General features: G+C 67.9%; 8 protein-coding genes. 2 read left to right on the forward strand and 6 right to left on the reverse strand.

Features of this window, described 5'->3' with window-relative positions:
* Positions 1–121: 121 nt before the first annotated feature.
* Positions 122–3,373 (forward strand): glycosyltransferase, encoded by a 3,252-nt coding sequence (locus OD750_RS00870; RefSeq protein WP_263544510.1) that lies wholly within the window; start codon positions 122–124, stop codon positions 3,371–3,373.
* 25 nt (positions 3,374–3,398) lie between these two features.
* On the opposite strand, the gene OD750_RS00875 is transcribed toward OD750_RS00870, so the two are convergent.
* Complete coding sequence (locus tag OD750_RS00875; protein WP_263544511.1) at positions 3,399–3,899, reverse strand: hypothetical protein; 501 nt, start codon at positions 3,897–3,899, stop codon at positions 3,399–3,401.
* A gap of 178 nt (positions 3,900–4,077) precedes the next feature.
* Between OD750_RS00875 and OD750_RS00880 the strand changes: the two genes are divergently transcribed.
* Positions 4,078–5,040: a sulfotransferase family protein gene (locus OD750_RS00880; RefSeq protein ID WP_263544512.1), complete on the forward strand. Its 963-nt coding sequence runs from the start codon at positions 4,078–4,080 to the stop codon at positions 5,038–5,040.
* Positions 5,041–5,102: 62 nt separating this feature from the next.
* Here OD750_RS00880 and OD750_RS00885 read toward each other — a convergent pair whose 3' ends face one another.
* From OD750_RS00885 to OD750_RS00905, 5 genes are all read right to left on the reverse strand, one after another.
* A complete protein-coding gene (locus tag OD750_RS00885; RefSeq protein ID WP_263544513.1) occupies positions 5,103–6,836 on the reverse strand; it encodes a hypothetical protein in 1,734 nt (577 codons plus the stop codon).
* 115 nt (positions 6,837–6,951) lie between these two features.
* Positions 6,952–8,757, reverse strand: coding sequence for a hypothetical protein (locus OD750_RS00890; protein ID WP_263544514.1), 1,806 nt, complete (start codon positions 8,755–8,757; stop codon positions 6,952–6,954).
* Positions 8,754–11,144, reverse strand: a complete 2,391-nt coding sequence (locus OD750_RS00895; protein WP_263544515.1) for a hypothetical protein — start codon at positions 11,142–11,144, stop codon at positions 8,754–8,756. Before OD750_RS00895 ends, OD750_RS00890 begins: the two co-directional genes overlap by 4 nt.
* A gap of 48 nt (positions 11,145–11,192) precedes the next feature.
* Entirely contained in the window at positions 11,193–11,645 is a 453-nt protein-coding gene (locus OD750_RS00900; protein ID WP_263544592.1) for a GtrA family protein, read from the reverse strand.
* A 4-nt stretch (positions 11,646–11,649) separates the two neighbouring features.
* Entirely contained in the window at positions 11,650–12,324 is a 675-nt protein-coding gene (locus tag OD750_RS00905; RefSeq protein ID WP_263544516.1) for a class I SAM-dependent methyltransferase, read from the reverse strand.
* Positions 12,325–12,490 lie beyond the last annotated feature (166 nt).

Consider the following 12,490-nt stretch of genomic DNA (forward strand, 5'->3'; position numbering starts at 1 on the left):
ATTGCGGTAATGAATCCGGTTCGGGGGAACCGATGGTGTCGATCCGGCGCGCAGCAATGCGCGACGGTTCGAAATGGACAGTGCATGCCGGACGGGATGGCCGGATCGAAGGGGAAGCGCGGTGAGCAAACTCTATCTGCGTCGCCACGGCGACCACTACAGCGAGCGGCACGTCGTCGTCGGCGACGCGGTCGCATGCGCGAACGGCACCCGTACGCGCTTCGCGGTGGATTCGGCGAACGAGCTCGTTTCGGTGCGATTCGATCCAACGGCCGAAGCCGGCGTCTATTCGATACTCGGCGTGTGCTGGCGCGATCCCGATTCGGGCGAGGAACTGGTCCGCTACGAGACTTCCGGTCCCGGCGTGGGCGCGGTCGGCGGCGTGCGCCTGCCGCGTACCGCGGATCAACCGCTCGCGTTCTGGGCGATCGACCAGGACCCGTATCTCGAACTCGTCTGGCCGGCCGAGATTCGCGCGCGGCGCGCGCCGGTCGCGCTCGACGTGGAATGGATGCACGAGACGATGAGCGAAACCGAGTCGGCGCAGATCGGCTTGCATCTGCTGGGCGTGGATCGCGACCAGCTGCTGGCCGGATCGAGCGAGACGGAACATCGGCGCGAAACGGAGTCGCCGGAGGCGGACCGGCTGCGCAGGGCGCAGATCGATACGGAACGACGGCTCGGCGAGGCCGAGTATCACCTGGCGCAACTTTCGGCCGCACAGGATCAGTCGACGATCGAATTCGACGCGCGCACCGACGGTCTGTTGCGGCAGATGGAAGGGCTGACGCACGAGCTGCTGTCCGCGTTCGAGGCGCGGACGCAGGCGGAGCGCGAAACGACGCTGCAGGCCCTGCAGGAAGAACGCGCGTCGATGCGCGGCGAGCTGGACGCCTTGCGCCGCGCCTTCGCGGCGGTCGAACACGCACTGGCTCAGACCACGGCGAAACAAGTTCACCAGCAGAACGAATTCGCGTCCCTGCTCGCGCGACTGAATGCGCCGAGCGGGTGGCGTCGCGCGCGCAACGGCGCGATTGCGTTCGTCCGGCATCTGCGGCGCAACGTCGGCGCACTGCTAGACCTGTGGCGCGTACATCGGTTCGCAGCGCAGCCGCTGGGCGACGTCGCGGCGGTCGCGACGCAGGACGGTGCGACGGTGTGGCGATCCAGCGGCGAAGATCCGCGCTTCCTGCTGGTAGCCAAAAGTGCCGGCATGCCGAGTTCGGGCTGGTACAGCCTGAGGGCGCGGATCGACCTTGCCGACACTACCGCGCTGGTCGAGCCGTCCCTCTACGTCGACTACGGCAGCGGGATGGGCGAGGCCGGCAAGATCGTCCTGCGCTTCGATCCGCTGCAGTCGTCGCAATGCGTGCTGGTGAAGTTCGAAGGCGACGTTCGTTCGCTGCGTTTTGATCCCTCGACGCAGCCGTGCGCGTTTTCGCTCGGCGATTTTCGTCTGCGCAAACTCAGTGCGATCGAGGCGGCGCTGCGACTTGCCGGACCGACGCTCGCGCAGTTGAGACGCTCCCCGCGCCACCTGTCGATGGCGTTCGGCGATGCGTACAAGGCGTGGCGCAGAGGCGGCATCGCCGAAGTGGAAAGCCGGTTGCGCGCGCTGCACGAAGACCGCCAGCGCGATCTCGGCTACGCGAACTGGGTGGCGCGCTTCGACACGCTGAGCGTCGAGGATCTCGAACGGCTCGCCGCCGCCGTCGCCCGCATGCCGCGGCGGCCGAAAATTTCCATTCTCGTACCGGTATACAACACGCCGGAACGGTGGCTGCGCCGCTGCATCGAAAGCGTGCTGGAACAGGCCTACGGCGAGTGGCAGCTGTGTCTGGCGGACGACGCTTCGACGCAGCCGCATGTGCGGCCGATCCTGCGGGAGTATGCCGCGCGCGACGCGCGCATTCGCCTGGCGCTGCGCGAAACGAACGGCCATATTTCGGCCGCGAGCAACAGCGCGCTCGAGATCGCGGACGGCGACTACGTCGCGCTGCTCGACCACGACGACGAGCTGCGTCCGCACTCGCTGTATCTCGTCGCGCAGCGTCTCGTCGAAGATCCCGAACTCGGCCTCGTCTATACCGACGAGGACAAGCTCGACGAGCAGGGGCGCCGCTACGATCCGTACTTCAAGCCCGATTGGAATCCGGCGCTGTTCCACAGCCAGAACTACCTGAGCCATCTGAGCGTTTACCGCGCCTCGCTCGTGCGCGAGGCGGGCGGTTTCCGGCTCGGCTACGAAGGCAGCCAGGACTACGATCTCGCGCTGCGCTGCATCGAGCGCCTCAGGCCCGGGCAGATCGCGCACATCCCGCATGTGCTGTACCACTGGCGTTCGGTGGCCGGCTCCACCGCGCGCGCGGGCAGCGAAAAGAACTACACCCACGACGCATCGCAGCGCGCGCTGCAGGATCACTTCGCGCGCGTGGGCGAAGCGGCCGCCGTGGAACTGACCGACAAGGGCTATTTCCGCAGCCGCTACGCGCTGCCCGATCCGCTGCCGCTCGTCAGCCTGATCGTGCCGACGCGCGACAAAGTGGAGTTGTTGCGAATGTGCGTCGACGGCCTGCTCGACCGGACCGACTATCCCGCGCTCGAAATCCTGGTCGTCGACAACCAGTCGAGCGAACCGGCGACGCTCGCGTATTTCGATCGGCTCAAGAACGAACCGCGCGTGCGGATATTGCCGTACGACCGGCCGTTCAATTTCTCGGCGCTCAACAATTTCGCGGCGGCGCAGGCGCGCGGCGACGTGATCGGTCTCATCAACAACGACATCGAAGTGATCGATCCGGGCTGGCTGCGCGAACTCGTCGCGTACGCGGTGCGCGACGACGTCGGCGCGGTCGGCGCGAAACTGTACTACCCGGACGATCGCATCCAGCACGCGGGCGTCGTCGTGGGCTTCGGGGGCGTCGCAGGCCATTCGTACCAGCGCATGCCGCGTGCCTGCGCAGGACAGATGAACCGCGCCAATCTCGTGCAGAACCTGTCGAGCGTCACGGCGGCATGCCTGTTGCTGCGTCGCGACGTGTACGAGAAGGTCGGCGGCCTCGACGAGGGCCTCAGTGTCGCGTTCAACGACATCGATTTCTGCCTGCGCATCCTCCAACTCGGCCTGCGCATCGTGTGGACGCCGCACGCCGAGCTGTATCACCACGAATCGGCGTCGCGCGGCTACGAAGACTCGCCCGAGAAACTGGCGCGCTTCCATCGCGAGATCCGTTTCATGCAGGAGCGCTGGGGCGAGCGTCTTCTCGCCGACCCGGCGTACAACCCGAACCTGTCGCTCGACACCGAACCGTTCGAGCTCGCGTGGCCGCCGCGCGCGAGCTACGCGTTCCGGAGCGGCGCCGGCGAGCCGTGACGGTCGCCGGCGCGCGAGCCGGACGTCAGAGAGGGCGACGCATCGCCGCGAACGCCGCGATGCGTCGTCGCTGTCCGACGGCAAGAGCGACGAGACCGGCGCCGAGCGCGAACCAGGTCCAGCGATTGCCCGCGGGTACCGGCGCTTCGACAAAGCCGCGGCCGACGACGAGTTGCAGCGAGCCCATGTAATAGCGCAGCCACGGGGGCGACATCACGCTGATCGGATGCACGTAGACGTCGACGGTATACGAACCGTCGGGAAGACCGTCGACCGCAAAGCGATACACCGCCGGCGGCGCCTGCGGTATGAGCTGCTGATCGACGACGACCGTGATGCGGCGTGCGCCGACCGTGATTTCGGAAATGCGCAGGTACTGTCCATCGAGCTGCAGCGTCTCCACCAGCAGCGAGAAAGGCTGCAGGGCCGCCGGCGCCGGCGGATCGAAACTCAGCACCGGGTTTTGCGCGTACGCGGCGCCGGTACCGAGCAACAGCAGAAACAGGATTTGTCGTATCCGAAGCATGTGCTTCCCCTGAAAGCGTTCACCGCTACGAACGAAGCGGTACTTGCGAGCGTGACCGGACATACGGCGGCAGTCAATGGAACTTGCGTCGGTGTCGCGAGTCCGCGACCTCGCAGGCCGATCCGGCCTACAATTGTCCCGTTGTCCATCCTCGTCGGTCCGGGAGTACGCGTCGGCAATGCAGGTTTTCGTTTGCGGCATGCACCGCTCGGGCACGTCGATGGTTGCGCGCCTGCTCAACCTCATGGGCATGTATTTCGGTCCGGAAGGCAGCGGGTTGCCGGTCAATCGCGAGAACCCGAAGGGCTTCTGGGAGCGCCGCGATGTCGTCGAATTGAACGACCGATTGCTCGCCGCGACCGATTCGGTCTGGTACGACGTTTACGGTTTTCTGGCTCGCGACACCGGTTGGCGGCCGCCCCAGGGGCTCGTTGCCGATCTGCGCGCCAAGCTGCTCGACATCGACGCGTACAGGCCGTGGTTCATCAAGGATCCGCGCCTGTGCCTGACCTTGCCGTACTGGCTGGAGCACTGCGAGCGGCCGGTCGCGGTCGTCTGCTCGCGGTCGCCGCAGGCCGTCGTCGCCTCGCTCGCCAAGCGCGCCGAGATCACCGGCGTCGTTTTTTCCGTCGACGAGGCGGTGGCGCTATGGGAGGCGTACGGCGTCGCGCTGCTGCGCGCGACCCGGTCGCTGCCATGCGTTTTCGTGCGCTATGACGATGTGCTGGCCACGCCGGAGACGGCGTGCGCGGCGTTGTTCGACGCGCTTGAAGCGGCCGGCGTGACCGGACTGCGCAGGCCGTCCGCGGCGGAGGTCGCGGCGTTCGTCGATGCCGGGCTTCAACGCAGCGGCATCGCGTCGGGGCGCGCCGCGCCGGCGCTGCCCGAACGCGTCGCGCCGATCGATGCGCTGCTGCAGCGCGGCGGCGCCGTGCCGCCGCTGTCGCGCGCCTCGCTCGATGCGTTGGCGGGATTGCACAGCCGCTTGTGGCAAGTCGTGCAATCGCGGCGGGTCGCCGCGGCGCTGACCGCGCGGGCGGCCGACATCGGCGCGGTTCTGGCGCGCGACGAGTCGGCGCCAAGCGAGCCCTGGTCGGTCGCGCGACTCAGGAAGCTCGCGTCGACGAAGTCCGCGAAGTAGCGGTTCGGACGCTTGCGCGGCGTCGATGCCGGTGTCGACATCGACGCCGCGTGCTGCGCCGCCTATTCGAAACTGCTGCGGAAAATCCGGTCGGGCGGCGGGCCGACGATGATCGGTCCGTCGGAATGACGCGTGACGCCGTCGACGCCGTCGTACGCGAGCAGTCGCACGTAGTACTTGCCCGCGGGAATGCCGGTCGACATGAACCCGAACTCGCCGGCGCCGTTCGTGGCGTTGACGGTTCCCAGTGCGATTTCGTTCCCGTTGTCCGGATTGCGGTCAGGGTCGAGCGCGATACCGACCGGAACGATCGGCGTGTCGACGTCGGTCAGGTTCCAGCGCACGACGTATCCCGGGTTCGTACGCGCGAACGGCGACAGCACGACGGAATAGATGCGCACGTCGCGGCAGGTCTCGGGGCTCGGCGTGTTGGTGCAGGACGCGGTCGGCGCGAACTCGTGCGGATCGAGCCTGAAATACGCCAGCTGGCCGACCCACGGCGAAGGACTGCCCGCTTCCAGCGCGACGGCGGCAAGGTCTTCGATGCAGAACTCGTTGACGCCTTCCTCGACGATGATGTCCTTGCTCGTCGACATGGTCGTCGTCGAGGTTCCCCAGAAGACACGTGCGACCGAACCCAGTCCGACGTCTCGCGGGCCAAACGTCTGCATCGTCACGCAGAGCGAACGATAGTAGTCGGCGTCGATGGCCTTGCGCGTGGTCGACAGCATCAAACCGGGATCGCCGCTCGTCGGGCGCGCGTAGAACGTGCCGACCGGATTGTCGTAGCGAATGTTCGTCAGCCCGCCGGTCAGGAGGATGTCGCCGGCATCCATCGGCCCCCACGCGTTGCCGATGTCGTTGGCCGCGTAGCTGTCGGCCTGGTTGCCGCGCACGTTGGGCGCGGTGACCTCCACGAGCGGCGGGGCGTTGATGTGTATCAGTCCGACGCTGTCGGCGGTGGCGCCGCTGCGCGAGACGCGGATGCGCCAGTCGCCGGGCGGCAGCTTCGACAGGTCGGCCTGGAAACTCGTGCCGGTGACGCCGGTTGCCAGCGTCGCGACCGTGCCGCCCGCGTCGACCGCGCCGATCGTATAGGTGCCCGACTGCGTATCGCTCCACGAGACGGTGAATTTCTGCGAGGTCACGGCCGGCGCGGTCAGCCGGATCCAGTCGATCTCGACGCGCACATTCGCCGCGGCGTTGGGGTCGATGCGTAAACCGCCGACCTGCGCGTATTCCGTCCAGGTATGCGGCGTGTTCGGGTGAATGTTGCCGATCATGTCGAACGTGACGATCTGCCACTGGTTCGGCGTGACGTTGAGAAAATTGGTGAAACCAAAGGTGCCGTTGCCGGAGCTTTCGCCGTCGCGCAGGAAGAACACCTGCGACGGCTGCTGCGCGGTCAGCGCCGGACCGCTCGCCGCGGTCATGCGGATCTTCATCGTCACGTAGCGATAGCGGCTCGTCACGATCGGACGGGCCGCGCCTCGGCTCAGATTGATCGTACCGCCGAGTCCGGGATTGAGCGCGTAGAAACCGGCGTCGGCGCTCGTCGTGTTGAAACTGAAGATGCCGCCGGAAAACGTCTGCGCCGTGACGCCGCCGGACTCGGCCGTGGCCACGTCGAGCGCGTTGTTCATGTCCCACGGATCGGAGAACTGGCGCGTGGCGTAGTCGTCGCCGGCAACGACGATGTGCGCCCCGCCGTCGGGTTGCGTCACGTTGAGCGCAAATGCGACAGGCGATCCGAGCAGTGCCGGAATCGATATCGCAAGGTACTTCCAATCTCTCATCTGCCGCCTCCACGTCGCATGGCGCGGAGCGAGCAAGACTCGGGCCAATGCTTGTTGCCGGACAGCATACCCCCAGCCACTTACCCGTTTGTGAATCACTCGTTCAATTCGCGGATCAGTCGAGAATCCACGGCAGGCGCAGCCACGGCAGCATCGACTGCACGCGCGCGGTCAAACTTCCCGCCTCGGCCGGAAGCGTGAATGCGAACCACGACGCGGTATTGGCGTCGCGCGCCTCCCAGCGCAGCGGGCCTTCGGCAGCCATCGCCACGGGCGTCCAGCCGGCGCCGTGCGGCGGCAGCGCCATCGCGGTGCCGCGCGCGTCGTTGCGGTACAGCGTGAACGTCACCCCCGGATCGCCGAGATAGCCGGCGAAGCGGATCACGACGTAGGGCAGACGCGGCGCCACCGCATTGCCGGCGCACGCCCCGACGGCGCCGTCGCCGACCGATGCCGAATACGACCCGACCGCATGCGCCAGCGCCGGCGTCGCCGCGTCGACGCCCGGATACTCGAAGCCGCTGCAGCCGCCCGTGCGGTTCGACAGCGGCGCTCGAATCGACGACGGCAACAGCTGGCGCGTCGTTTCGTCGTCGAGCAGCAGCGCGAGACGTTCGCGCGACGGGTACGAGATCGCGCGCGCGGACTTGCCGTCGAACGCCGCCGCGCCCTGGCCCGCGATGTACGCGGCGAGTACGGTGCGGTTCTCCTGCGCGACGCCGGCATGACGCGAGAGCGCTGCGGCGCCCTTGATGCCCCAGGCGGCAAATGCCGTCGTCGCCACGAGCGCCGAGACCGCCGCCGCCGCGACGATCGCACGGTGGCGGCGAAGCGACGCCGGCACGGCGAGAAGACGCATCGCAAGGGCGAAATTGGCGAGCGGCGCGAGCACGAGCGTATCGGTGTACCGGCTGCTCGCTATCACCATCTCGTGGCCGCGCGACCACGCGACCGCCGAGCCCTGCAGGAGCGCCCAGGCCGCGATGCCGAGCAGGTACAGGTCGATCGCGCGGCATTCGCGACGATGCGCCACGCGCCACAGCACTATCGCGCAAGGCCACCACAGTAGCGCGACGCTGACGATGCTCGGCGGCAGCGGCCACGCCGTGGTGCTCAGGAAGGCGCCGTACAGATCGGCGAGCCCCTGGGCCTTGAGCGCCGCGTGGCCCGCAACCGGCGTCAGCAGCGCAAGTCCGACGGCGGCGATCGCCGCGGCGCAGGCGGCGGCGGGCAGTGCCGTGCCGCGCGCGGCATCGCCGTGGCGCCAGCGCGCGAGCCAGACGAGCGCGAGCACCGGCGCGAGCAGCAGGCCCGACGCCAGCGTGAACAGCGACGCAGCCGCGAGCAGCACCGACGCGATCGCGGCGCCGTACCCGCGGCCGAAAGCGGCCAGCGCGAGCGCGAGCGCCGCGAAGCCGTTCATGAAGTAGAACGCGTTCTGAAAGCCGGTGATCAGGTTTTCCCAGCCGTACGGCACGATCCCGACGGCCAGCGCGACGAGCCAGCCCAGGAGCAGCGCCGGACCGCTCAGGCGCCGGAGCACCGGCCCCACGCAGACCAGCAGAACGAACGCATACAGGACCGCGTTCGCGAACGTTTCGACGAGATTGTCGAACTGGCCGCCGTTGCCGGCGAACAGGGCGAGATTGAACAGCCGCGAGAACGCGATGCGGTGTTCGTTGTGCGGCGCGAACAGTTGAGCGAGGTTGAGAGATCCCTCGACGAACGGCTTGTACAGCCCGGCGATCTCGCTGTCCCACTGATCCCAGAACGGCGTGTCGGAGCCGCAGCGCGCGAGCACGATCCAGCGCGCGAGGACGACGGCCAGCACCAGCAGCGCGCCGAGCACCCACTGGATCGCGCTGCGGTTCGCGTCGTCGACGATATACCGTGCCGGCGTCGGTTCGGCGGCCGTCGTCATGGCGCGTCCGGCACGATGGCGACGTCGCGCAGATACGCCCAGTCGCAGGCCTGGTCGCCCGCCTCGCCGGGACCGACGCGAAGCTGCACGGTCGCGTCGGCGGCGAGCGTCAGCCTGGCGCTGCGGAATCGCGCCGGATTCGGCGCGCCGGTTTTCGCGAACGGATTCAACCGCAGCACTTCCTGCGCCGGCCCGCCGTCGGCCTGCACCACGATCGCGACGCCGTCGCCGTGCGCGCACGGCGGCGCGGTCAGCGCCTCGGCGCGGATGCCGGCCTCGCCTTCGACGACGTAGGTGCCGGCCGCGACGGCAAACGTGAGCGTGCTCGGCGCGTGCGCGAACAGTGCGGGCCGCTGGTCTTCCTCGATGCGATTGACGATGCCTTCGGCGCGGATCGGGCGCTGCTTGAATCCGGGATACATCTGGCCGATCGCGTGCGCCGCGTCGGGCGGCGCCGGCAGATCGCGCTCGGCGAGCGGCGTCAGCGCGTACGTGAATTCGCGCCGCTGCAGGAACGCGAGCGCTTCGCGCTGCGGCAGCAGCCGAACGCGCGCGACGCGCGGCATCGGCTCGCGCATGAACAGGCGCGAGAAGTCGTCGAGCGAGGTGACGAGCGGCGCGACGAGAAAGCCGGTTTCGCCGGCGTCGCGCGTCATGCGCAGGCGGCGGATCGTCCCGTCCTCGAGCGCGACCTCGATGAACCAGATCGGTTCGCGCAGCAGCGCCGAGACGAGCTTGCCGGGCAGGCTCAACTGCGCCGAGAACGACAGGACGACGCCCGGCGCGTCGGCCGGGATGTCGATCCAGTCGCCCAGCGCGGCCGGCGTCGCCGGCGTCCGAACCTCGAACGGCGCCATCGCCGGCCGGTCCTTCTTGAGCAGCAGATACTTCGATTCGAGCAGCACCGGCGAATAGCGGCGCAGCAGCGAAAGGATCGACAGCGGATCGTCGATCGTCGCCAGATGATCGTCGATCGGCGAGAACGAGAGCATCACGTAGTCCGGCGCGCGCTCGCCGAGCAGGAAATTCTCGTTGAGGCGCGACAGCGGACGGGTGTACGCCGTGTAGTTCTGAAAGACCGGACGAGGCGCGTAGTTGAACCGATTGATCTCGAGCACCGCCTGCTGGTAGCCGACAAGATCGACCGTCCGGTCGCCGATTTCGGCGCGGATGCGCGGCAGCGCGAACGTTTCGGCGGCGCGTGCCGCGAGTGCCGGGAACGGCGCGTTGTGCGCTTCGCGGTTCGTCAGCAACGAGAAGTTGTTGCGGATCTGGGTCGCGCCGATCGTCACGAGCTGCGGCAGCGGCTGCTGGCCGTCGACCTGCCACAGGCGCAGGAACACGCCGGCCGAAAACAAGGCGACCGCGAGCGCGGGAAGGCCGAACGGACGCAGCACCGACTCGGTAATGCGCGGCAGCTGGGGGATCAGAAACGCGACACAGGCGAAGAAGACCGCCGTGTGCAGGTCGGCGCGGGTGAATCCCGAGCGCCACGCGAGCAAGAGCGCCGCGCCGAAATACAGGATCACGACGACGACCGCCAGCGCGCGCCGGTGCTGCCACAGCGCGAGCAGCATGACCGCGCCGCAGGCGAAGAGCGTCAGCGCGCCGGCGATTTCGATCGTCAGGCGCGGAAATACGCTCATCACGCGCGCGTAGCCCGCCGAGATCTCGATGCCGTAGGCGAGCTGCCTTCCAATGTCGCCGACGTGCTGGCCGGCGAGCAGCCACAGTGCCAGGAACGTCGCGGGCACCAGAACGAAGCATAGGGCGGCCGCGCCGAAACGGCGATTGAGCGCGAGCACCGCGCTGGCACCGAACCACCACAGCACCGCGAGCGGCGCGAGGCTGAACTTGATGCACGCGAGGGCGCTCACGTACGTCGCGGAGACGACGATGAGCAAAGTCAGTCCGGCGCGAGACGACGTATCGTTTGATCGGTACAGGATCGCCGCGAGCGCGTACGCCGGCACGACGAACCAGAGCACGTCGCCGGCGACGCCGACCGCGCAGATCAGCGCCGCGGCGACGAGCGCGATGCGCCGCGACGTGTCGGCGGCCTCGAACAGCGCCGCGGCGAGCGCCGCCTGGGTGAGGGCGAGCGCGATCTGCGACCACCAGTAGACGTCGGCGAGCGGCCCCCACCGGCTGGCGCCCGGATGCAGGAAGCCGAGCGGGCCGTAGGTGAACACGATGTCGTGGCCCCAGCGCATGCCGTGCCGGAACGCATAGCCCAGCACCGACGTCCACGAAGGATCGAGATCGTCCGTCGTGAGCGGCGGCGCGCCGAAGCGGCACCACAGCAGAAACAGGAGCGGAAACGCGATGAACCACGCGACGAATCGCGCGCTGCGCGAGGGCCTGTGAGGGGCGGTCCTTGCTGCCATGCTGAACTCTCGCTGTTGGAGTCGCGCCGCGGCTTCAAACCGCGCGCATCAATGCCGGCGAAACGAAAGGTATTTGTGACCGAGGTAGCTGCTCACCGTCGGCACCGCGATGCCGACCGCGTGCGCGATCTCCTCGACGTACGTGGTCACGCCGAGCCACGGCAGCAGCCAGTGCGCGAGCACGAGGCTCACGACGAGCGTCTGCGCCAGTCCGAACAGGTTGACGAGCACGAAGAACACCATCTGCTTGCGCAGAGAGTTCGTCGACTCGGAGAACACGAGCCAGCGGTTCAGCGAGAATGCGACCGTCATGCCGAGGCAGTAAGCCAGCACGATCGCCACGGGGTACGGCGCGACGAGGCTGAACAGCATGCGCGAGAAGAAATTCGTCGCCGCGGCGACGCCGCTGACGGCGACGAACTTGAAAAACTGCGGCGATGCGCCGGCGAGCCCGCGCGGCGATTCCCGCGACGCCGCGTCGTCGCGCGGGGGGCGTTCGATTCGATCACGGAGCGCCCTTGCTCGCGACGACCAGCGCCTGCTTGCCGAGAAAGCGCCACGCGAGCGGAACCTTCAGGTACAGCGACACCAGCCACGGCGCCTGCGGCAGGCGGCTCTTCGTCGTGTACGGCAGAAACCGCGCGACGACCACTTGCGGATCGAGTCCGGCCAGTTGCAGGCCTTCGACCAGACTGCGCTCGGTCAGCGGCGTGTGGTGGTCGAAGAAATCCCAGTATTCGCCGGGCAGGTAGCGGATGTTCGGCTGCAGCACGATCACACGGCCGCCGGGCTTCAGGATGCGGCGCGCTTCGCGGAACGTATCGAGCACGAGGTCCTTGTTCGGCAGGTGCTCGAGGAAATTGCTCATGAACACCGCGTCGACGCTCGCCGCTTCGATCTTGCTGATCGCGGTGCACGATTCGTTGATGACCTCGACCTCCGGCTTGGCGAAGCGCCGCACGTCGGGGTTGAGGTCGACCGCAATCTTGCGCGCGGCCGGAATGTTGTTGATGAATTCGCAATAGCCCGCACCGATGTCCACGACCGTATCGGTCGGCTTCACGTAGCGGCTGAAGAATTCGGTGCACAGGACTTTCCAGATCGCGTGCTTGCGTGCGAGTTCGGCTTCCGGAAAGCGCTGGTGATACAGCTTGTCGAGTTCGAGATTCGTATCGGACATTGCAGGTCTCAGCTTTAGACGGCCCGGTCAGGGGAGGCGCGGGCCGTAATGATTGTCGCGGTCGTGCAGGTTCCGCGCGCCGAAGCGGCGAGCCGGGCGTTGCGACGGTGCGAATCGGGGGCGGTACGGCGCGCGACGCGTCCGATCCGCGAAACCCGTCCGCCAT

Origin of the sequence: Tahibacter soli, from assembly GCF_025717065.2 — a bacterium.
Classification (GTDB): Bacteria; Pseudomonadota; Gammaproteobacteria; order Xanthomonadales; family Rhodanobacteraceae; genus Tahibacter; species Tahibacter soli.